The organism is Chitiniphilus shinanonensis DSM 23277 (genome assembly GCF_000374805.1).
GTDB classification, from domain to species: Bacteria; Pseudomonadota; Gammaproteobacteria; order Burkholderiales; family Chitinibacteraceae; genus Chitiniphilus; species Chitiniphilus shinanonensis.
On record NZ_KB895349.1, the window covers coordinates 63629 to 85186 of the forward strand.

Annotated in this window: 21 protein-coding genes; 11 read left to right on the top strand and 10 right to left on the bottom strand. The window is 66.6% G+C overall.

Annotated features, from left to right (window positions below; translation table 11 throughout):
* Positions 1-264: 264 nt before the first annotated feature.
* From C556_RS0114450 to C556_RS0114470, 5 genes are all read left to right on the top strand, one after another.
* The gene (locus C556_RS0114450; RefSeq protein WP_018748968.1) at positions 265-627 is read left to right on the top strand and encodes a roadblock/LC7 domain-containing protein; all 363 of its coding nucleotides are present in this window, start codon (positions 265-267) and stop codon (positions 625-627) included.
* Positions 628-790: 163 nt separating this feature from the next.
* Entirely contained in the window at positions 791-1522 is a 732-nt protein-coding gene (locus tag C556_RS0114455; protein ID WP_026263111.1) for a PhnD/SsuA/transferrin family substrate-binding protein, read from the top strand.
* 260 nt (positions 1523-1782) lie between these two features.
* Positions 1783-2073, top strand: a complete 291-nt coding sequence (locus tag C556_RS0114460) for a co-chaperone GroES (protein ID WP_026263112.1) — start codon at positions 1783-1785, stop codon at positions 2071-2073.
* A gap of 94 nt (positions 2074-2167) precedes the next feature.
* Positions 2168-3808 (top strand): chaperonin GroEL, encoded by a 1641-nt coding sequence (gene groL, locus C556_RS0114465; protein ID WP_018748971.1) that lies wholly within the window; start codon positions 2168-2170, stop codon positions 3806-3808.
* A gap of 225 nt (positions 3809-4033) precedes the next feature.
* Positions 4034-5302, top strand: a complete 1269-nt coding sequence (locus C556_RS0114470) for a TraB/GumN family protein (RefSeq protein ID WP_157236197.1) — start codon at positions 4034-4036, stop codon at positions 5300-5302.
* Positions 5303-5361: 59 nt separating this feature from the next.
* On the opposite strand, the gene C556_RS0114475 is transcribed toward C556_RS0114470, so the two are convergent.
* The 7 genes from C556_RS0114475 to C556_RS0114505 all read right to left on the bottom strand — a co-directional run bounded on the left by C556_RS0114475 (position 5362) and on the right by C556_RS0114505 (position 11358).
* Positions 5362-5814 carry an acyl-CoA thioesterase gene (locus C556_RS0114475; RefSeq protein WP_018748972.1) on the bottom strand — a complete coding sequence of 151 codons (453 nt, stop codon included), beginning with the start codon at positions 5812-5814 and terminating at the stop codon, positions 5362-5364.
* A gap of 93 nt (positions 5815-5907) precedes the next feature.
* Positions 5908-6885: a lipoyl synthase gene (lipA, locus tag C556_RS0114480; RefSeq protein ID WP_018748973.1), complete on the bottom strand. Its 978-nt coding sequence runs from the start codon at positions 6883-6885 to the stop codon at positions 5908-5910.
* A gap of 25 nt (positions 6886-6910) precedes the next feature.
* A complete protein-coding gene (gene lipB, locus C556_RS0114485; protein WP_018748974.1) occupies positions 6911-7609 on the bottom strand; it encodes a lipoyl(octanoyl) transferase LipB in 699 nt (232 codons plus the stop codon).
* Between the two features lie 136 nt (positions 7610-7745).
* Entirely contained in the window at positions 7746-8048 is a 303-nt protein-coding gene (locus C556_RS0114490; protein WP_018748975.1) for a YbeD family protein, read from the bottom strand.
* Positions 8045-8926, bottom strand: a complete 882-nt coding sequence (locus tag C556_RS0114495; RefSeq protein ID WP_018748976.1) for a D-amino acid aminotransferase — start codon at positions 8924-8926, stop codon at positions 8045-8047. The genes C556_RS0114490 and C556_RS0114495 overlap by 4 nt, the downstream gene beginning before the upstream one ends.
* A gap of 323 nt (positions 8927-9249) precedes the next feature.
* Positions 9250-10386, bottom strand: coding sequence for a D-alanyl-D-alanine carboxypeptidase family protein (locus C556_RS0114500; RefSeq protein ID WP_018748977.1), 1137 nt, complete (start codon positions 10384-10386; stop codon positions 9250-9252).
* A 132-nt stretch (positions 10387-10518) separates the two neighbouring features.
* A complete protein-coding gene (locus C556_RS0114505; protein WP_018748978.1) occupies positions 10519-11358 on the bottom strand; it encodes a PhzF family phenazine biosynthesis protein in 840 nt (279 codons plus the stop codon).
* Positions 11359-11533: 175 nt separating this feature from the next.
* Here C556_RS0114505 and pcnB point away from each other — a divergent pair, with 175 nt between their 5' ends.
* The 6 genes from pcnB to panC all read left to right on the top strand — a co-directional run bounded on the left by pcnB (position 11534) and on the right by panC (position 16531).
* Positions 11534-12880, top strand: a complete 1347-nt coding sequence (gene pcnB / locus C556_RS0114510) for a polynucleotide adenylyltransferase PcnB (protein WP_018748979.1) — start codon at positions 11534-11536, stop codon at positions 12878-12880.
* Positions 12880-13359, top strand: coding sequence for a 2-amino-4-hydroxy-6-hydroxymethyldihydropteridine diphosphokinase (folK, locus tag C556_RS0114515; protein ID WP_018748980.1), 480 nt, complete (start codon positions 12880-12882; stop codon positions 13357-13359). Before pcnB ends, folK begins: the two co-directional genes overlap by 1 nt.
* Before the next feature lie 183 nt (positions 13360-13542).
* Positions 13543-14334: a 3-methyl-2-oxobutanoate hydroxymethyltransferase gene (gene panB / locus C556_RS0114520; protein WP_018748981.1), complete on the top strand. Its 792-nt coding sequence runs from the start codon at positions 13543-13545 to the stop codon at positions 14332-14334.
* Entirely contained in the window at positions 14334-14924 is a 591-nt protein-coding gene (locus C556_RS0114525; RefSeq protein WP_018748982.1) for an HD domain-containing protein, read from the top strand. The genes panB and C556_RS0114525 overlap by 1 nt, the downstream gene beginning before the upstream one ends.
* A complete protein-coding gene (locus C556_RS0114530; protein ID WP_018748983.1) occupies positions 14890-15684 on the top strand; it encodes a transglutaminase-like domain-containing protein in 795 nt (264 codons plus the stop codon). Before C556_RS0114525 ends, C556_RS0114530 begins: the two co-directional genes overlap by 35 nt.
* Positions 15685-15691: 7 nt before the next feature.
* Positions 15692-16531, top strand: coding sequence for a pantoate--beta-alanine ligase (gene panC, locus C556_RS0114535; RefSeq protein ID WP_018748984.1), 840 nt, complete (start codon positions 15692-15694; stop codon positions 16529-16531).
* Positions 16532-16763: 232 nt separating this feature from the next.
* Here panC and C556_RS0114540 read toward each other — a convergent pair whose 3' ends face one another.
* The 3 genes from C556_RS0114540 to C556_RS0114550 form a co-directional block, all read right to left on the bottom strand.
* Positions 16764-18260, bottom strand: a complete 1497-nt coding sequence (locus tag C556_RS0114540) for a sensor domain-containing diguanylate cyclase (protein WP_018748985.1) — start codon at positions 18258-18260, stop codon at positions 16764-16766.
* A gap of 177 nt (positions 18261-18437) precedes the next feature.
* Complete coding sequence (locus tag C556_RS0114545; RefSeq protein WP_018748986.1) at positions 18438-20504, bottom strand: methyl-accepting chemotaxis protein; 2067 nt, start codon at positions 20502-20504, stop codon at positions 18438-18440.
* A 148-nt stretch (positions 20505-20652) separates the two neighbouring features.
* Positions 20653-21507: an EamA family transporter gene (locus C556_RS0114550; RefSeq protein WP_018748987.1), complete on the bottom strand. Its 855-nt coding sequence runs from the start codon at positions 21505-21507 to the stop codon at positions 20653-20655.
* Positions 21508-21558 lie beyond the last annotated feature (51 nt).

Genomic DNA, 21558 nt, shown 5'->3' on the forward strand with positions numbered 1-21558 from the left:
GCTTTCCAATCTGGCTGCATTGCCTGAGGGCGGGCGCGCCGTGTTTTTCCGGCAACGCGAGGGGGGATCTCCCATCGAGCGACCGATACGGTGGAAATGAAGCTGCTCAAGCCTGCGTCTGCATGCGGCATGAGTTTGGAATTACCGCTTCCGCAGGGGGGCGGTGCATGGGGCGCGGCGACGCGCGCCTCTCAACCGAAGGGCTTGCTGCCGCGCAGGGTGCCGGTTGCTTCCCTCAACCATGTAGCGATAAGGAGTTGATTCATGCGTCAAGAAGCCTTTACTTCCGTCCTCGACGAACTCAACGGCAGCTCTGCGGATATCGAAGCCTCGGCGGTCATTTCCACGGATGGCCTGATGATGGCTTCGCTGCTGCCGGTGGGGCTCGATGAAGACCGCGTCGGCGCGATGAGTGCCGCGATGCTGTCCCTGGGCGGGCGTATTGCGAAGGAACTGTCGCGGGGGGACCTCGAGCAGGTTCTGGTCAAAGGGGAAGCGGGCTATGTGCTGATGACCAGCGCAGGCCAGGACGCCGTGTTGTCGGTCATCGCCAAGCCCCAGGCCCGGCTTGGCCTCATCCTGCTCGACGTCAAGCGGGCCGCGGAAGCGATCAAGAACGCGCTTTGATTTCCCAGTAGCCGGCACCGCCGACGCTTGCGACTGGCCTGGAACACCGTCACGCCCTGTCCCTGGGCACGCAGGACTGCTCACGTCTTGCGCAGGGCCGGGCAGTACCGTTGCCAGCGCGGGTATCCGTGGTCCCTGGAAACCGACAAAAGGACAAATCGACATGTCTGTTCATCAACTCAGTGTCTGCCCGCACGATACTGCGAAGAATCAGGTTGGCTGGTTCACGCTCAATACCTATTTGCAACGCAAACTGGATGTGCGCATGCACTTTGAGCCGCAGGACAACCTGCTCAAGGAGCGCGAAGCGGTACTCGCCACTCCTCATCACATCGTGTATGCCAACCCGTACAGCGCGGTGTGTTTTGCGGAGAAAGGGTATGTGCCGGTAGCCCGTCCGGTAGGAATCAATGACGAGACCGTGCTGGTTGCACAAACCGGCTTTGACTGCGCCAAGGCAGAGCGGCCCGTGAAAATCGCCAGTGCGAGCGACAAGACGATCATCCATCCGCTCGGGGTCACGCTTCTGCCCCTGGTCGGTCTGGCCGACGAAGACGTGCAGTTCGAGTTCTGCGGTAACCACACGAATGCCGTGAAAGGCGTCGTCGCGGGCACTGCACAACTTGCCTTTGTCTTCAACGAGACGTGGAACGGGCTGAATGCCTCCACGCGCGCTGGTCTCGAAGTCCTTGCCGCAACGATGGCGGGCTCGGCGTTCCACTGTTTCATGGTGGGCCCCGAATGGGCGGACAAGGCCGGAACGGTGCAAGCCGTGTTGGTCGGGATGCAAGACGATCCGGCGGGGAAGTCCATTCTCGAGGAACTGGGTTTCCAGGGGCTTGAGGCTGTCGACGCCAGCATCCTGGAAGGCATCAAGGGGCTGATCGCCGAGTGAAGGCTACCCGGCAGGGCTTGAGCGGGTGAGAGAAGGCGGAACGTGTGTTCCGCCTTCTTTGCTTTGGAGGCAAAACGACAACGATCTTCGTGGCCCCAATGACGTTCGGCGATTTTTGCGGCCATCCACCCTTGAAAAGCCCTACTCGCGTCCATATCATTAGCACTCGTTAGCGGTGAGTGCTAACTGTCAAATTGTTGCAATCGCAGCACTTGGTGTTGCACCTATTTCGCGTCATTTATCTCGCAGGAGTTTGAAAGATGGCAATTCGTCCCTTGCACGACCGCGTCGTGATCAAGCGTGTTGAAGCTGAAGAAAAGACCGCCTCGGGCATCGTGCTGCCGGGCGCGGCCGCCGAAAAGCCGGATCTGGGCGAAGTGGTCGCCATCGGCACCGGCAAGCTGCTGGACAACGGCTCGGTCCGTCCGCTCGCGGTCAAGGTCGGCGACAAGGTCATCCTGGGCAAGTACAGCGGCCAGTCGGTGAAGGTGAACGGCGAAGAGCTGCTGGTCGTGCGCGAAGAAGACATCTTCGGCGTGCTCGAAGGCTGATCCGCCGGCCCGGCCCGTGGGCCGCGCCACCCGCCGTCGCCCGTGCGCGACGGCCTGAAGCAAACCCCAGAATTCATAGATTTGGAGCTTTGAAATGGCTGCTAAAGAAGTCAAATTCGGCGATTCCGCCCGTAGCAAGATGGTTGCCGGTGTCAACATCCTGGCCGATGCGGTCAAGGTGACCCTGGGCCCGAAGGGCCGCAACGTGGTGCTGGAGCGCAGCTTCGGCGCCCCGACCATCACCAAGGACGGCGTTTCCGTCGCCAAGGAAATCGAACTGAAGGACAAGTTCGAGAACATGGGCGCGCAGCTGGTCAAGGAAGTGGCTTCCAAGACCTCCGACGTGGCTGGTGACGGCACCACCACCGCCACCGTGCTGGCCCAGGGCATCGTCAACGAAGGCCTGAAGTACGTGGCCGCCGGCTTCAACCCGACCGACCTGAAGCGCGGTATCGACAAGGCGGTGCACGCCCTGGTCGACGAGCTGAAGAAGATCGCCAAGCCCACCACCACCAGCAAGGAAATCGCCCAGGTCGGCGCCATTTCCGCCAACAGCGACGAAGTGATCGGCCAGAAGATCGCCGAGGCGATGGACAAGGTCGGCAAGGAAGGCGTGATCACCGTCGAGGACGGCTCGGGCCTGGAAGACGAACTGGCAGTGGTCGAAGGCATGCAGTTCGACCGCGGCTACCTGTCGCCGTACTTCATCAACAACCCGGACAAGCAGGTTGCCCTGCTGGACAACCCGTACATCCTGCTGTTCGACAAGAAGATCAGCAACATCCGCGACCTGCTGCCGGTGCTGGAGCAAGTGGCCAAGTCCGGCCGCCCGCTGCTGATCATTGCCGAGGACGTGGACGGCGAAGCGCTGGCCACCCTGGTGGTGAACAACATCCGCGGCATCCTGAAGACCGTCGCCGTCAAGGCCCCGGGCTTCGGCGACCGCCGCAAGGCCATGCTGGAAGACATCGCCATCCTGACCGGCGGCACCGTGATCGCCGAGGAAGTGGGCCTGTCGCTGGAAAAGGCCACCCTGAACGACCTGGGCCAGGCCAAGCGCATCGAAGTGGCCAAGGAAAACACCACCATCATCGACGGCGCCGGCCAGGAAGAAGGCATCAAGGCGCGCGTGGCCACCATCCGCAAGCAAGTGGAAGAAGCCACCAGCGACTACGACCGTGAAAAGCTGCAAGAGCGCGTGGCCAAGCTGGCCGGCGGCGTGGCGGTGATCAAGGTCGGTGCCGCGACCGAAGTCGAAATGAAGGAAAAGAAGGCCCGCGTCGAAGACGCCCTGCACGCCACCCGCGCCGCAGTGGAAGAAGGCATCGTGGCCGGCGGCGGCGTGGCGCTGCTGCGTGCCCGCGCCAACATGGGCGAGATCAAGGGCCTGAACGCCGATCAGGACGCCGGCATCAAGATCGTGCTGAAGGCCATCGAAGCCCCGCTGCGCCAGATCGTGGCCAACGCCGGCGACGAGCCGTCGGTGGTGGTGAACAAGGTCGTGGAAGGCAAGGGTAACTTCGGTTACAACGCCGCCACCGGCGAATACGGCGATCTGGTCGAGATCGGCGTACTGGATCCGGCCAAGGTGACCCGCTCGGCGCTGCAACACGCCGCCTCCGTGGCCGGCCTGCTGCTGACCACCGACGCGATGATCGCCGAACTGCCGAAGGACGACGCCCCGGCCATGCCGGGCGGCGGCGGCATGGGTGGCATGGGCGGCATGGATTTCTGATCCAGCGCTTCCCAGCGATCCCGGCAGTAACGAAAACGCCACCTTCGGGTGGCGTTTTTGTTTTGCCTCCCCCGCCAGCTGTACTCCCGTTGCCACCAATCGCAGACACGAAGTTTACAAGCGGCAGTCAAGTAGGTACTTTCCTTTGCTGAAAAAATAAGAAAGCAAATGCTTGGTATTCAGTGGGATAACTTATTTGTTCAAGTCAATATGGGAAGGGTATCAATGAGAAATCTTAGAAAGCTGATCCTGGCGGGCTGTATCGGCCTATTGTTGGCCGGCTGCGGTGGCGGGGGCGATGGCGGCGGTGGCAACGAGGCGCTGACCAACGCCATCAATGCCAACGGCAATGCCTTGGTCAGCATCGACTACAGCGCCGCCGACATGTCGGACCTGACAGCCTTCGGCAATGCGGTGGGCGACGCCCGCATCGTATTCCTCAATGAATCGGTGCACGGCGAGGGCGCGACGCTGACCTTGATGGCACGCCTGGTCAAATACCTGCACGAGCAGAAGCAGTTCGACGTGCTGCTGTTCGAAAGCGGGATCTACGACGTGGCGCGGATGAAGGAAAAGCACGACATCGACGGCATGTCGTACACCGACTCGTCCGCCGGGCGCATCTTCTACCTGACTTCGCGCACCGCCGAAGGGCGCAAGGTATTCGAGTACCTGGACCAGACCCAGGCCACGGCCAGCCCGCTGGCGCTGGCGGGCATCGACATCATGATGGCGGGCGTGGAATCCACCGGCCAGGCGCTGTCGCGGCTGCAACTGCTGCTGACGCTGCGCAACTCGCCCACGCTGCAATCGCCCGACTGGTCCACCTTCATGACCGTGGCGGACAAGGTGGTGAACCTGCCGGAAGGGTCGAAGAAGCCGGATGGCTACGACGCCTACCAGCGCGTGGTCACCGCGCTCAGGGGCGAGCTGTGCGTCGATGCCGGTGGCGTGCCGGCGCAGTATGACTTCACCGATCTGGGCCTGTGGTGCCGCGTGGTGGAAAGCCTGGGCGCCGGTGGCGGCTACCTGTGGAACAAGACCCCCGCCAACGACTGGGATCAGCGCGACATCGCCGCGGCGGGCAACGCGGCCTGGCTGCTGGAAGGTCCGTTCAAGGGCAGGAAGGCCATTGTCTGGACCCACAGCTTCCACGGCCTGGCGACCTCGCTCACGCCCGCCCACAACACGGCACGCGAGTTGCAGGCGCGCTATCCGGGGCAGATCCACACCGTGCAGATCTCGGTGGGCGGCATGGGCGGCGATCCGGAGCGTTCCGCGCTGGAGTACCACCTGGGCCGGGCCGGCGCACCGCGCTATCTGGCCTATCCGGCCGATGCCGATGCCCGCAATGCATTGGCCGGCGTCAGCATCAAGGAATATGGCCTGATGGATACCCACCCGAACAACTTCGGCACGGCGTATCAGAGCCTGTTCTATGTCTCGCCGGGGTGGGGATTGACGCCCGACTTCAATCTGTACCCGGTGAACTGAGCCGGCACCATCGACTCGTGGCCAGACGGCGGATCGACGATCCGCCGTTTTTTATCGGCTCACTCCTGGAGCCGCGCGGCGCGGCGGGCTTCGGCCTGGCTCCAGCGCTTGTGCATGGTGGCATCCTCGCGGGCCAGCGGCGGCACCACCGCCGGCTGGCCGTCCTCGCCCATCGCCACCATGGTGAAGTAGCAGCTGTTGGTATGGCGCACCTCGCGGGTGCGGATGTTCTCGGCCTGCACCCGGATGCCGACCTCCATCGAGGTGCGGCCGGTGTAGTTGACGCTGGCGAGGAAGGTGACCATTTCGCCGATATGGATCGGCTGCTTGAACAGCACCTGATCCACCGACAGCGTAACCACGTAGGTGCCGGCATAGCGGCTGGCGCAGGCATAGGCCACCTGGTCCAGCAGCTTGAGCAACTGGCCGCCGTGCACGTTGCCGGAGAAATTGGCCATCTCCGGCATCATCAGCACGGTCATGGTCAGTTGATGGCGGGCGGGTTCCTGCATGGGTGTCTCCGGGGATGTTCCTGGCAGCATAACCCACCGCGCAAACGAAACAGCCGGCGCGAGGCCGGCTGTCTGATGGGGGAGGCCCGGACCTCAGCCGGTCACGCCCGCCCCATGCGCCTGCTGGTCCGCGTGGTACGACGAGCGCACCATCGCGCCGACGGCGGCGTGCTTGAAGCCCAGCTCGTAGGCTTTGTCCTCGAACGCCTTGAACTGGTCCGGGTGCACGTAGCGCAGTACCGGCAGGTGACCGTTGGACGGCTGGAGGTACTGGCCGATGGTGATCATGTCGATGTCGTGGGCGCGCATGTCGTGCATCACCTCGATCACTTCGTCGTCGGTCTCGCCCAGGCCGACCATGATGCCGGACTTGGTTGGCACCTGCGGGTAGCGCGCCTTGAACTCCTTGAGCAGCTTGAGCGAATGCAGGTAATCCGAGCCGGGGCGGGCCTGCTTGTACAGGCGTGCGGCGGTTTCCAGGTTGTGGTTCATCACGTCCGGCAGGCCGTCGGCGAAGAGGTCGAGCGCCACGTCCAGGCGGCCGCGGAAGTCCGGCACCAGCACTTCGATCTGGGTTTCGGGGCTGAGCGCGCGGGTGTGCTGGATGCACTCGACGAAGTGGCCGGCGCCGCCGTCGCGCAGGTCGTCGCGGTCCACCGAGGTGATCACCACGTACTTGAGCCGCAGCGCGGCGATGGTCTCGCCCAGGTGGCGCGGCTCGTTGGCGTCCAGCGGGTTGGGGCGGCCGTGGCCGACGTCGCAGAACGGGCAACGGCGGGTGCAGATGTCGCCCATGATCATGAAGGTGGCGGTGCCCTTGCCGAAGCACTCGCCGATGTTGGGACAGGACGCTTCCTCGCACACGGTGTGCAGCTTCTGGCTGCGCAGGATGTCCTTGATCTCGTAGAAGCGGCTGTTGAAGCTGGGCGCCTGGACGCGGATCCACGACGGCTTCTTCAGCTTTTCTTCCAGCGGCACGATCTTGATCGGAATGCGGGCGGTCTTGGCTTCGCCCTTGAGCTTGACGCCCTGTTGCGCGGAGCCGGGGGCGGTCTTGACGGGTTCGGTCATGTGCGGTGCGCCATACCCACGTCGGTTACGCGGGTAATTGGTTGATTTGTTGCAGGATTTTGGCCGCCATTCTAGCGGCAATCGTGGCGGGTGTCTCGACCACGCCGAAATCGCGCAGTTGCGCGACGCGCAGGCCCTGGTAGCCGCATGGATTGATCATCGAATAGGGCGCCAGATCCATGTCCACGTTGAAGCACAGCCCGTGGAAACAACAGCCGTTGCGGATGCGCAGGCCCAGCGCGGCGATCTTGGCTTCCTCGCCGTCGGCATCGCGCACATAGACGCCGGGCGCATCCACCTTGCCGTAGGCGGCGATGTCGTAATCGTCCAGCAGCGCGATCACGCTGTTTTCCAGCCGCCGTACCAGCTCGCGCACGCCGAAGCCCAGCCGCCGCAGGTCCAGCAGCGTATACGCCATCAACTGGCCGGGGCCGTGATAGGTGACCTGGCCGCCGCGGTCGATCCTGACGATGGGGATGTCGCCGCGTTGCAGGATGTGCTCCGGCTTGCCGGCCTGACCCAGCGTGAACACGGGCGGATGCTCCAGCAGCCAGATTTCGTCCGGCGTCGAAGCGTCGCGGGCATCGGTGAACGCCTGCATGGCGTGCCAGGTGGGCTCGTAGGGGCGCAGGCCCAGTTCGCGCACCAACGCGGTGCCGACGGCGGTCGCGTGTTCGCCGACCGTTGCCTCGGCAGGCCAGGACGACGGGGTTTCGCGCTTCACCGGGCAGCCTTCACAGCGCGGAAAGGCTGCTTGTCTTGCCGGGCACAGAGCATCCCGGACTGGCGAAAAGGACGGGTTTCGAACCCCTGTTCATGCTGGTTCGGCTTGCTCCCGATCTGCCGTTGCATGCAGGCGCTCACAGCACCATCCGCACCAGCGGATGGCCGCGCAGCGCGGCGTCCAGCGCGTGGACCTGATCGACCGACTCGAAGGTGACGCTCAGCGTGGCGGCGAAATAGTTGCCGGCGCTGGAGGTGCGGATGGTGACCAGTCCGGCGTGAAAGCCCGGCACGTGCAGCGCGGTCACGTCGACCAGCGCGGCGTGGAATTCGGATTGGTCGGTGTTCTTGTGGCTGACCGCCTTCACCGGGATCAATGCCGGAAAGGTGACCAGGTCTTCCAGCTTCTGGCTGGGAACGTCGGTGAATTGGGTGCTCATGGCGTGTCCTCGCCGGGGCGCATCTCCCCGGCCTTGAATTGCTGGTAATGGCCGTACATCCGTCGATAGATGGGGCCGGGAACGCCGTTTCCAACCGGCCGGCCGTCCAGCGACACGATGGCCAGGATCTCCTTGGACGACGAGGTCAGCCACAGCTCGTCGGCCGCGCGCACCTCGGCTTCGCTCACCGGGCGGATCTGCAACGGCACGCCGTGGTGCCGCGCCAGCTCCAGCACCACGTCGTAGGTGATGCCGGTCAGCATGCGGGTGGACGGCGCCGGGGTCAGCAGCAGGCCGTCTTTCACGGTGAAGATGTTGCTGGCCGAGCCCTCCGTGAGCAGGCCGTCGCGGAACATCACGGTCTCGACCGCACCCGCGTCCACCGACGCCGCGCGTGCCAGCACATTGCCCAACAGCGAGGTGGTCTTGATGTCGCAGCGCTGCCAGCGCGGGTCCTGCATGCTGACCGCCGCGACGCCTTGCTCCACCAGCGCGGCGGCGGGCGGGTTCAGCGGATCGGCGAACAGCAACACCGTCGGCGTGCTGTCGGCCGGGATGGCGTGGTTGCGCGGGTAGGCCGCGCCGCGCGTCACTTGCAGGTAGATCGACTGGTCGGCGAACGGCTGGCGCGCAATCAGCGTCCTGACCAGGGTGTCCCACGTGGCCTCGTCATGCGGGTTGTCAATGCGCACCGCCGCCAGGCTGGCCGCCAGCCGCGCCAGGTGCTCGTCCAGGCGGAACGGCCGCCGGTCGTACACCGGGATCATCTCGTAGACCCCGTCCCCGAACAAAAATCCGCGATCCAGCACCGGCACCGACAGCTCGGCCAGCGGCGCGAAGCGGCCATTCAGATAGGCGATCAGCTCGGGGACATGCATGGGGGCGACTCCGGGTGGGAGAAGAGGGAAGGGGGAAGAGGGACGGTGTAAACCACTTCAAACCTGGTAACCCCACATCTTGAAACACAGAGAACACGGAGAACACAGAGCGCCACGGAGAAAACCAAGGTCAAGCAAGGCGGCTGATGAAGTGCTCTTGCAAACACGTCGCTCTTCTCGTTGAAAAGCAGCCCCTCCCGCTCAAGCCTTTCTCTGTGTAACTCCGTGCTCTCTGTGTTCTCTGTGTTTCAAGATGTGGGGTTGGCCGTGGTTTTACACCCTTCTCTCTTCCCCCCTTCCCGGTGCGGCGCAAGGCGCCACGCTTAGCCGAAGAGCTTTTTGAACCATAGCCGGATGCTGTCCCAGGCGCGGCCGAAGATCCCCGCCTGGTCCACCTGTTCCAGCGCTACCACCGGGTATTCGCCCAGTGCCTTGCCGTCCACGCTCACCTTGAGGCTGCCCACCTTCTGGCCGACGGTCAGCGGCGCCAGCAACGGCTGGTTGCTGGTGAAGTCCAGCTTCAGCTTCTTGCTGTCGCCGCGCGGCAACGTGATGTAGCGGTTGTCGAGGAAACCCACCTTCACCTCGTCCGCCGCGCCCTTCCACACCGGCACGGTGGCGATGGGCTTCTTGGCCTCGTACAGGCGCGGGGTTTCGAAGAACTGCACGCCCCAATTCAGCAGCTTGGCCGATTCGGTGGCGCGCACCTGCTCGCCGGTGGTGCCGACCACCACCGAGATCAGGCGGCGGTCGTCGCGGTGGGTGGATGCCACCAGGTTGTAGCCGGCCGAGTTGGTGTGGCCGGTCTTCAGGCCGTCGACGAAGGGGTCGCGGTACAGCAGCAGATTGCGGTTCGGTTGCTTGATGTTGTTGTACTTGAACTCCTTCATCGAGTAGATCGGATAGAACTCGGGGAAGTCGTGGATGATCGCGCTGGCCAGCTTGGCGAGGTCGGCGGTCGTCATGTACAGGTTGGGGTCGGGCAGGCCGGTGGAGTTGGTGAAGTGGCTGCCGCTCAAGCCCAGGCGCGCCGCTTCGCGGTTCATCATCTGCGCGAACACCGTCTCGTTGCCGGCGATGGCTTCGGCCAGGGTCACGCAGGCGTCGTTGCCGCTCTGCACGATCATGCCCTTGATCAGGTCGTCGACGCGTGCCGGCACCTTGGGGTCGAGGAACATGCGCGAGCCTTCGGTCTTCCAGCCTTGTTGCGACACGGTCAGCTGCTGATCCAGCTTCAGCTTGCCTTCCTTGACCGCCTTGAAGGTCAGGTAGGCGGTCATCAGCTTGGTCAGCGACGCCGGCTCGACGCGCTCATTGGCGCCGTGCGCGGCCAGGGTGGCGCCGCTCTGGTAGTCGAGCAGGATGAAGGAGCGGGCGGCGATCTCGGGGGGCTGCGGCGCGAATGCCTGGGCGAACAGCGGCGCGGCGAGCAGGGCAAAGGCAAGGGTCTTGAACTTCATGGGATTCTTCAGGGGAGCGGGGCGGGGGAAAGGGCGATTATATGAGCAGCAATCGACCTATCCCAACCCGCAACAGTTCCGGGCACCGCTTCGAGCGGCGTGCACGTGAAGCCTGCCACGCGGGCGCGCTGCTCAGTCCGGCAGCAGCATTTCGCCCGAACCTATCTCGACGACACGGCCACCCACTTCGATATCGCCGGCTTGCGACACCGCCAGTCGCACATGCGCCAGCCGGTCAATGCCGTGGCCCTGCACCATGGTGACGGCCAGCGGCAGCGGGCGGTGTTGGTCCAGCCACCAGCCGCCGAGGTTGGCGCCGGCCGAGCCGGTGCCGTAGTCCTCGCCGATGGCGCCGTGCTGCACCCAGAAGAAGCGGGCGGCGATCTGTGCGCCGTCGGGCGCCCACACCAGCGCCTGCGCCACGCCGACCGCGTTGGTCGCCACGGCTTCGAATGCCGCGAGCCCGGGCCGGCAGGCGGCGACCGCCGCGGCGTCGGCCAGCGGGATCACCAGTTGTTCGGTGCCGGTGTTCAGCCAGCGCGGCGTGCCGGCCAGCGCCTCCGGCGCCAGCCCGAGCGCGGCGGCGATGGCGGCGGCCGGCGCGGCGTCGCGCGCCCGGGGCGGCTGGGCGGTCAGCGTTGCCACGTCGCCCTGCACCGTCACCGGCACCCGGCCGGCGGGCATCGACAGCGTCACGCGCTCGCGGCCCAGGCGGCGCGCCACCACGCTGGCGGTGCCGAGCGTCGGATGGCCGGCGAACGGCAACTCGTAGCCCGGGGTGAAGATGCGTACGGCGGCGTCGGCCTGCGCATGCGCGGTGACGAAGGTGGTTTCGGACAGGTTGAGCTGCTGCGCCAGCGTCTGCATCTGCGCATCCGTCAATCCTTCCGCTTCGGGAAATACCGCCAGCGGGTTGCCGGCGAAGTGGCTTTCGGCGAAAACATTCAAGAGCAGGTAACGATATCGGCGCATAGGGTGCTCCATGGGGACAGGTGCAGTAGAACACGGCGGTAACGGCGACGGCAGCCACAGCACGGTGCACGGCCCGGCAGCACAGCGAGGTGGCCCGGCGGTGGTCGGTGTGGCCGTGGGCGGGCGCTTCCCCTGTATAATGCTGCGTTTCGATTTCGCGGCTGAACCTGTCCAGATGATTCGCAAGTTGATCGGCAAAGTGCTCCGGCGCCCGGGAAGGCGCGTCCTGCATGCCAAGCACTACGGAATCCGCCGCGAGCAACTGCATTCCGGGGCCCTGAAAGTGTGCGACCGCCTGCAGGATGCGGGCTACGACGCCTACGTGGTCGGCGGCGCGGTGCGCGACCTGCTGCTGGGCAAGCATCCCAAGGATTTCGACGTGGCCACCAGCGCCACGCCCGAGCAGGTGAAGCACGTGTTCCACCGTGCGCGCATCATCGGCCGGCGCTTCCGCATCGTGCACGTACCGTTCTGGGATCAGGGCCAGGAAGAAATCATCGAGGTGACCACCTTCCGTGGCGCCTCGGACGCGCCCACCGACGAGAGCGGCCGCATCCTGCGCGACAACGTCTATGGCAGCATCGAGGAAGACGCCGCCCGGCGCGACTTCACCGTCAACGCGCTGTACTACGACCCCAGCCGCGAGGAAATCCTCGACTTCCACCACGGTGTGGACGACCTGAACAACCGCAAGCTGGCGATGATCGGCGACCCGGCGCTGCGCTACCGCGAAGACCCGGTGCGCATGCTGCGCGCCATCCGCCTGTCGGCCAAGCTGGGGCTGACCATCGCCCCGTCTACCCGCAAGCCCATCGCCGACCACGCCCGCCTGCTGGAGAACATTCCGTCGGCGCGGCTGTTCGACGAGATGATGAAGTTGCTGTTCTCCGGCAAGGCGTGGGATTGCCTGATGGCGCTGCGCGCCGATGGCCTGCACCAGCCGCTGTTCCCGTTGCTGGACAAACTGATCGGCGACGAGCAGACGCGCTCGTTCCTGCAACGCGCGCTGGAAAGCACCGACCGCCGCATCGCCGAGGACAAGCCCGTCTCGGCCGGCTTCCTGTTCGCCGCGCTGCTGTGGCACGAAGTTGAGGCGCAATGGCGAAAGAAGACCGCCGCCGGCGAATACCCGGTGCCGGCGCTGGTCGAGGCGATGAACCAGGTCGAGGACACCGTGGCCAAGCGGCTGGCGATCCCCAACCGCTACGGTGCCGCGATGAAGGAGATCTGGCTGTTGCAGCCGCGCTTCGAGCAGCGCGTGGGGCAGCGGCCGTTCCGCCTGCTGGAGCAGGCGCGCTTCCGCGCCGCCTACGACTTCCTGATGCTGCGCGCCGAATGCGGCCTGGTCGAGAAGGAACTCGCCGACTGGTGGACGCAGTTCCTGCATGTCGATGGCGACACCCGGCTGGCGCTGATCGCCGGCGTGCCGAAGAGCGGCGCCACCAGCGACAAGAAGCCGCGCCGCAACAACCGTCGGCGTGGCGGCCGGAGCAGGTCGGGCGACGGCCAGCAGGCCGGTTGATGGCCCGCGCCTTCGTCGCGCTGGGCGCCAACCTCGGCCGCCCGGACGTACAGCTGCGCCGCGCGCTGGAAATGCTGGCGATGCTGCCCGACACCTGGCTGGTCAAGGCTTCGCCGTTCTATGCATCCGCCCCGGTCGGCTACGCCGAGCAGCCGGATTTCGTCAACGCCGTGGCCGAGCTGGATACCGTCCTGACGCCGCAGGCGCTGATCGAGGCGCTGTTCGCCATCGAAGCGCTGCTGGGTCGCACCCGCTCCTTCAAGAACGCCCCGCGCGTGCTGGACCTGGACCTGCTGCTGTACGACCAGCTGCGCCTGGATACGTCCGACCTGATCCTGCCGCACCCGCGCATGCACGAGCGCGCCTTCGTGCTGGTGCCGCTGGCCGATATCGACCCCGACGTGATGGTGCCCGGCTTCGGCCAGGTGGCGGCGCTGCTGCCCACGGTGCGCGATCAGGCATTGCACCGACTGCCCTGAGCCGCCGTCGGCCCGTCCCGGCGCAGCCTGGGCTAAAAAGGGATTTCCGGGCTCCGCTTCCGCATTTGAAGGTCGATTCGCCCTGGCGAATGCACCTATGACCGACGCCGCGCAGCTCGGTTACACTGCGTTTTCTTGCGCCGCACCAAAGCGGCGCATGCCATTGCCGACCGGGGGACTTCGATGAAAACCACGATCAATACACTGGCCAAGATGAAGCAGGACGGTCAGAAGATCGCCATGCTCACCTGCTACGACGCCAGCTTCGCCAGCCTGCTGGACGATGCCGGCGTCGACGTGTTGCTGGTGGGCGATTCGCTGGGCAACGTGATCCAGGGCCGCGGTTCCACCCTGCCGGTGACCATGGAGCAGATGCTCTACCACACCGAGATCGTCGCGCGCGGCGCCAAGCAGGCGCTGGTGATCGCCGACATGCCGTTCGCCAGCTTCCAGCTCTCCCCGGCGCAGGCCTACGAGAACGCCGCGCGGCTGATGGCGGCCGGCGCCGAGATGGTCAAGCTCGAAGGCGGCATGGTGATGGCCGAGACGGTGGATTTCCTGGTGCAGCGCGGCATCCCGGTATGCCAGCACATCGGCTTCCAGCCGCAGTCGGTCAACGCCTACGGCGGCTACAAGGTGCAGGGCAAGTCCGACACCGAGGCCGAAGTGCTCAAGCGCGACGCGCTGGCATTGCAGGCGGCCGGCGCCGCCATCGTGCTGATGGAGATGGTGCCCGCCACTGTGGCCAAAGCCGTGACCGAATCGCTGGCGATTCCCACCATCGGCATCGGCGCCGGCGTCGATACCGACGGCCAGGTGCTGGTGCTGTACGACATGCTGGGCGTGTTCCCCGGCAAGAAGGCGCGCTTCGTGAAGAACTTCATGCTGGGCGCCACCAGCATCCAGGGCGCCGTCGAGGCCTACGTCAAGGCGGTGAAGGGCAGCGCCTTCCCGGCCGAGGAGCACACCTTCTGATGTCGATGGCCTTTCAGGAAGTGGTGGCGTTCGCGCTGGAGCTGGAAAAACTCAAGGGCGTGCTGCGGCGGAACAAGCCGCTGGGCCAGGAGCGTTACGAGAACAGCGGCGAGCACAGCTGGCAGATCGCGCTGCTGGCGCTGGCGATGCAGCCGCACGGCGCCGAGCCGGTGGACATCGGCCGCGTGGTGCAGATGCTGCTGGTGCACGACGTGCCCGAGATCGACGCCGGCGACACCATGATCTACGACAGCGCCGGCCGCGCCGCCGCCGAAGCGGCCGAGCGCGCCGGCGCCGAGCGCATCTTCGGTCTGCTGCCGGCCGCCCAGCGCGACCAGTTCATGGCGCTGTGGCTGGAATTCACCGAAGGCCAGACCCCCGAGGCGCGCTATGCCCGCGCCATCGACCGCATGATGCCGATGTTGCAGAACATCCATAACCAGGGTCAGAGCTGGCGAGAACACCAGGTGCGCGTGGCGCAGGTGGTGGCGACCAACCAGCCCAAGGTGGCGCCGGTGTTCCCGGACGCCTGGGCCTGGCTGCACCAGGCGCTGGATGGCGCCGTCGCGCGCGGTGATCTGGTCGCCTGAGATGGCCGCTTTCGAAGTCCGCGTGGGCATCGTGAACGTCGGCCTCGACGGCATTACGGCCCACGAACGGCTGGGCTTCATGGCGCTGGCCGCCGCCCGGTTGCACGATGGTGCCTATCAGGTGCCAATGAAGCCGCTCGCCGAGGTGGTGCCCGAGCGCGATCTCGCCGCTTACCTGGCGCCCGGTCCCGACCTCGATTTCGATCATCCGCAGGTGGCGCAGCTGGCGCAGGCGCTGCGTTGCGCCACGCCCGAGCAGACGGCGCGGGCCTGCTTCGACTGGGTGCGCGACCGCATTCCGCATGTCGTCGATGCCGGCCGCGACGATATGCCGTGCAGCGCCTCCGAGACGTTGGCCGCCGGCACCGGGCTGTGTCATGCCAAGAGTCACCTGTTGGTCGCGCTACTGCGGGCCAATGGTATTCCCGCCGGGCTGGGCTACCAGCGGCTGACCTGGGACGGGCCGTTGCCGCCGCATTGTCTGCACGGTTTCGTCGCGGTCTGGCTGGCGGAACACGGCTGGTATCGCTGCGACGCGCGCGGTAACACTCGCTCCGGTGTTGATGCCCGGTTCACGCCCGGCGTCGAGCACCTGGCTTTCCTCACATGCCATCCGGGCGAGCACACCTGCCCGCAAATCCACGCGCAACCGCTGCCCGAACTGGTGGCGCGGCTGCGCGCCTGTACTTCGCTGGCCGACTATCTTCGGCAACCGATCGACCTGCAACTGCCCGAATGGCAGCCCCTTTCCCTCGCCTGAGCCAACCATGCAAATCTTCCACACCATTTCCGAGCTGCGCGCCTGGCGCAAGACCGCCGGCAGCGTCGCCTTCGTGCCGACCATGGGCAACCTGCACGCCGGCCACATGGCGCTGATCCGCGAAGCGCGGCAGCGGGCCGAACACGTGGTGGTCAGCATCTTCGTCAACCGCCTGCAATTCGGCCAGGGCGAGGATTTCGACCGTTATCCGCGCACCTTGCAGCAGGATGCCGCGCTGATCGCCGCCGAGTGCGACAGCGCCGTGGTGTTCGCGCCGGACGAGCGCGAGCTGTATCCGCACGTGATCCAACAATACAAGGTGGAGCCGCCGGCGTTGCAGGACGAACTGTGCGGCGCGTTCCGCCCCGGGCACTTCCGTGGCGTGGCCACCGTGGTGCTCAAGCTGTTCAACATCGTGCAGCCGGACTTCGCCTGTTTCGGCAAGAAGGACTACCAGCAGCTGTTCATCATCCAGAGCATGGTCGAGGAGCTGAACCTGCCGCTGGAGATCGTGCCGGTGGACACCGGCCGCGCCGAGGACGGGCTGGCGCTGTCGTCGCGCAACGGCTACCTCACCGTCGAGGAGCGCAACGAAGCGCCCCGGCTGCATTTCCACCTGTCGCGGATGAAGAAGGCGATCCTGAACGGCGAGCGCGACTACGCCAGGCTGGCGGCCGAAACGGTGATGGACCTGAAGGTGCGCGGCTGGTCCGAGGTGGATTACGTGGAAACGCGCAACGCCCACACCCTCAAACCCGCCACCCACACCGACCACGAACTGGTGATCCTGATCGCCGCGAGGCTGGGCCATACCCGGCTGATCGACAACGTCGAGTTCACCGTGTGATGCGGTAAAACCCTGAACCCCAAGTCTTGAAACACAGAGGGCACAGAGAACACGGAGTCCCACGGAGAAAATCAGAGCAAAAGAGAGAAAACAATCCGGCAGGCACGATAGCGGCCTGATCAAGCAAAAGGGGGCGCGTCCCTCTGCTTCTCTCGTTCTGCTTTTCTCTGTGAAGCTCCGTGTTCTCTGTGCCCTCTGTGTTTCAAGACTTGGGGTTCAGCGGCTTACGTTCTCACGCGCCCGCCAGCGGCGGCGGCGGGGCCAGCGGGTTGGCGCGGCGCGCTTCCTTGTGCTTGTACATGCGCTGGTCGGCGGCCTGGAGTACCTGCTTCACCGTGTCGCCGTCCTGCGGATAGCGCGCCACGCCCAGGCTGGCGCCCACCGAGAACGATTGCTCGCCCCAGCGGATCGGCTCCATCAGCGCCTGGGTCAGCCGGCGCAGCAGTTCGCGCTCGCGGGCGGCGTTCATGTCGCCGGGCAGCAGCAGCGCGAATTCGTCGCCGCCCCAGCGCGCCAGGGTGTCGTTGGCGCGCACACACAGCGTCAGGCGCTCGGCCACCGCCTTGAGCACGAAGTCGCCGGCGTCGTGGCCGTGGTTGTCGTTGATCGGCTTGAAGCGGTCCAGGTCGAGAAAGATCAGCGAGCACGGCGTGCCCTGCTCGACGCAGCGATCCAGCGCCACGTCCAGCGTGCGGCGGTTCGACAGGCCGGTGAGCGCGTCGTGCGCCGCCAGATGGGCCAGCTTCTCCGCCTCGCGGATGCGTGCCAGTTGCCGCAGGTGCGTCAGCCGCACCAGGCCCAGCAACGCCAGCAGCAGTAGCGCCAGCATGCCCGCCAGCATGCCCAGTACCTGGCGGTCCACGGTGGACCAGCCCAGCTGCCAGCGGCTTTCCAGCACATAGGGCTGGCTGGTGCTGGGCACGTTGCTGATCAGCGCCAGTTGCGGGAACCAGCGCTTTTCCAACGCACCGACCGGTGCGCTGCTGCCGCGCACCAGTTCGGTGTCGGCCACGTCGGCGCGGCGCACGCTCACGCTCAGGCCGGGCGGCAGCATGGTCATGTCGGGCATCAGCGAGCCGGTTTCCACCAGCACGCCGACATAGGTCAGCGGCAGCGTGGCGCGACGAGTCTCGGCCGGGGTGGTGGCGAAGCTGGCCGGCCGCACCATAAGGTAGATCGAGTGGCCGCCGCGCAGCTGGAACGGCAGGGTGGTGATCACCTGTTGCGGGCTGGTCGGCATGGCGCCGATCACCTGCTCGACATCCAGCCCCAGGTTGGCTGGCCGCGCCGGCTCGTTGAACACCACCGGGTAGTAGTCGGCCTTGCGCGGCAGCGGGCCGGGGCGGGGGCCGTGCAGGGTGAAATCCGGCTCGCCCAGGCCGCGCATGGCGTCGGTGAAGCGCTGCGCGTCGCCCGCCGGTACGCGCCGGATCATCACCACGCCATGCACCAGCGGATAGCGCGCCAGCAGTTGGCGCGCGTAGCCGCGGTCCACCACGAAGGTATGGCTGCGCGGCACGCTCTGGAATGCCGCAAACGCTTCCAGCGCGGTTTCGCTGCCGGCGAACCGGTACCACAGCCGGTCCTGGATCTGCTGGTGCAGGCGCTGGTGGTCCTGCCGGGCCTGGCTCAGCACCAGGCTGCCGTAGACGGCGAACACCGCCAGTGCCAACGCCAGCCAAGCCAGGAAGACCGCGAGATAGATCGATGGGTGCCGCAGAACTTTCATCGAGGGGTCGATTTGGTCAAACAGGCTGAAGTATCCCCTATTGCCGCTCGTCCGGCGCGCGGCGGCGGCGGCGAGGGTGACGACCGGCACAGTGCGGTGCCGGCCTTGCGGCGAAGGTGACGATTGGCCTTGCCCTGAAGCGAATCGCCCGCGCGTTCGGGGGGCGATTCGCCCTCGTCACAGCTTGAAGCGACTCACCAGCGCACGCAGTTGCCCGGCCTGCCGGTCCAGTTCCGCCACGGTATCGGTGGATTGGATCACCAGTTCCTGGTTCTGCTGCGCCTTGTTGCTGATCTGCTCGATATGGCGCGCGATGTCGGTGCTGGCGGCCGCCTGCTGCTGGGTGGCCTCGGCGATGGAACTGACGCCCTCCACCATCTGCCGCGCATGGTCGCGGATCTGTTCCAGCGCCGCCGCGGCATCGCGCGACCGCGTCACCCCCTTGTCGATCTGCACCTGCGCGGTGGACATCCCCTGGCCGGCGCTTTCCACCTCGCGCTGGATCTCCTTCATGATGTCGCCGATCTCCACCGTGGCGGCGCCGGTGTGCTCGGCCAGCTTGCGTACTTCGTCCGCCACCACCGCGAAGCCACGCCCCAACTCGCCGGCGCGGGCGGCCTCGATGGCGGCGTTCAGCGCCAGCAGGTTGGTCTGGTCGGCAATGCCGCGGATCACCTGCACGATGTGGTCCACTTGCTGCGAGCGTTGTTCCAGGCTGTTCATGGCGGCGTTCAGCTGGCGCATCGAATCGTTGACCGCAGCGATTTCGTGCGCCACGTCCAGCACCACCTGCTGCCCCACCTCGGTGGCCTGTCCCGCCTGGAGCGCGCTTTCGCGGAAGTCGCCGGCGCTGTTGGCGATGTGCTGCACGCTGACGGTCACCTGTTCCACGCTGGCCGCCGTGGCGGTGGCGGCCTCGGCCTGCGCCTGGGTGCCCTGCTGCACGCCCTCGGCCTGGTCGCGCAGCGCGCTGGACGATGCGGCGATGTCGTGGGCGCGCTCGGTCACGTCGCGGAACATCTGCTGCAAGGTGCCGAGGAAGCGGTTGAAGGCCTCGCTGGTGCGGCCGATCTCGTCGCGGCCGGCCACCTCCAGGCGTCGGGTCAGGTCGCCTTCGCCGGCCGACACCTCCTCCATCGCCGCGGCCAGCCGGCCCAGCGGGCGGGTGACGGCGCCGAGCGCGACCGCCATCGCCGCCAGGATCAGCAGCGTGGCCAGCGTGCCGATCAGGATGGCGCGGTTGCGCGCGGCGATGGCGCCTTCCAGGATCGCCGATTCGGGCATCGCCAGCCCCAGCATCCAGGTCTGGCCGGTGCGGGGCAGCGCGACCGGGTAGTACAGCCGCAGCACACCGTCGCGCTGGAACTCCACCGGCTTGCCGGCGGCCAGCGCCTGGACGAAGCCGGGCTGGTAGCGGGCTTCGTCGATGGGTTTGCCGAACAGTGCCGGATCCGGGCCGGCGACCACCATGCCCTTGTCGGTCAGCAGTTCCAGGTAGGCGGCGCCTTCGGGCGTACTGCCCTGGAGCATCCGTTGCAGCGCATCCAGCGGCAGGTCGGTGCCGGCCACCGCGACGATCCGCCCCTGCTCGACGATGGGCACGCCCAGCGACGTCATCAGCACCGTCTTGCCTTGTACCTCGTAGGGATAGGGATCGGTCACCGTTTCGCGGCCGCGCTGGCGCGGCACCAGGTGGAAATCGCCCCAGCCGGGCTGCATGTATTCCGGCACGTAGGCGCCGGGGTCGGCGCGCACGGCCTCGGCCTTGGCGCGCTGCTCGGTGCTGAGCAGCGAATCGAGCGCGACCTGCTCGCCGTTGCGCGTCACATAGGGTGCGAACAGGCCGGAGGGATCGTGGGTCGGGTCCTGGCGGTGGGCATCGTCGCGCCCGTCGAAGCGGTTGCGGTCCCACACCATCCAGATGCCTGACGGCTCGGGGTTGGCCGCGAGCAGCTTGCCCAGCATGGCGGTGGTGACGGCGCGGTCGGGCTGCTGGGCGCCGCGCAGGCCCAGCATGGTATGCGCCAGGTTGTAGGGCAGGGCGAATTCGCGGGCGAAGTAGCCCTGGATTTCGCGGGCGTGATCCTGCGCCAGTTCGCGCACCCGTTCGTGGCCGGTCGCGACGTCGTCGCGCTGCATGGTGACGGCGAGGGTGGCGATCATGATGGCAAAGCCGATCACGATGGCGATCCCCGCGGCAGCCATGATCTTGATGCGGATGGACCAATCCTTGATGGGTGGCATGGTGCTTTCCCTGGAAATCGACACCACGCCATTAGGGCGCCTTCGTTTTGTTTGGGCAAATGAGTGTGCGGATACTGTCGCACAGAGCAGTCAATAACTTACGGTTTTAGCCAGATGGTTCGATGGCGTATCCAGTGTCGATGCCGTTTCAGCGCGAGCGGCCGGCGGCGGCGCCCGCCGACGCGGCCACCACGGCGGCGATCGCCACGCCCTGGGCCAGCGTCGGCCGCTCGCCCAGCACCAGCAAACCCGCCAGCGTGGCGCAGGCCGGCCCCAGGCTTTGCAGGATGCCGAAGGTGCGTGCCGGCAAGCGCGCCAGCGCCGCCATCTCCAGGGTGTACGGCAGGGCGGTGGACAGCAGCGCCACCGCCAGCCCCAGCGGCAGGACGGTGGGGGAGAGCAGCGCCGCGCCGGCGTGGGCCGCCCCGACCGGCACCACGAGTACGGCGGCGAGTGTGCTGCCTAGCGCCACCGAGCCCAGTCCGTGCGCCGCGCCGGCCCGCTGGCCATAGACGATGTACAGCGCCCAGCACAGCCCGGCGCCCAGCGCGCAGGCGGCACCGAGCGGGTCGATGGCCGCCGCCTGGTCGCCCAACGGCAACAGACCCAGCAGCCCGGCCAGCGCCAGCGCGGCCCAGAGCAGATCGAGCGGACGGCGCGAGCCGAGGATGGCCACCGCCAGCGGCCCGGTGAATTCCAGCGCCACCGCCATGCCCAGCGGCACGCTGCGCAGCGCCAGGTAGAACAGCGAATTCATCGCCGCCAGTGCCACGCCATAGATGCACAGCACCCGCCAGTCGCGGCGCGCCGGCCATTGCCGCCACGGACGCAGCCACGCCAGCAGCATCAGCGTGCCCAGGCCGAGGCGCAGCGCCACGGTGCCGGGCGCGCCCACCAGCGGGAACAGGATCTTGGCCAGGGCGGCGCCGGCCTGGATCGAGACGATGGCGGCCAGCGCCATCGCCAGCGCGCCCAGCGGGGGGCGGATGGGGGAATCGGACATCGCCGCAGGATAACCCGCGCCCGCCGGCCCTGCCGCCGCCGGCCGGGCCGC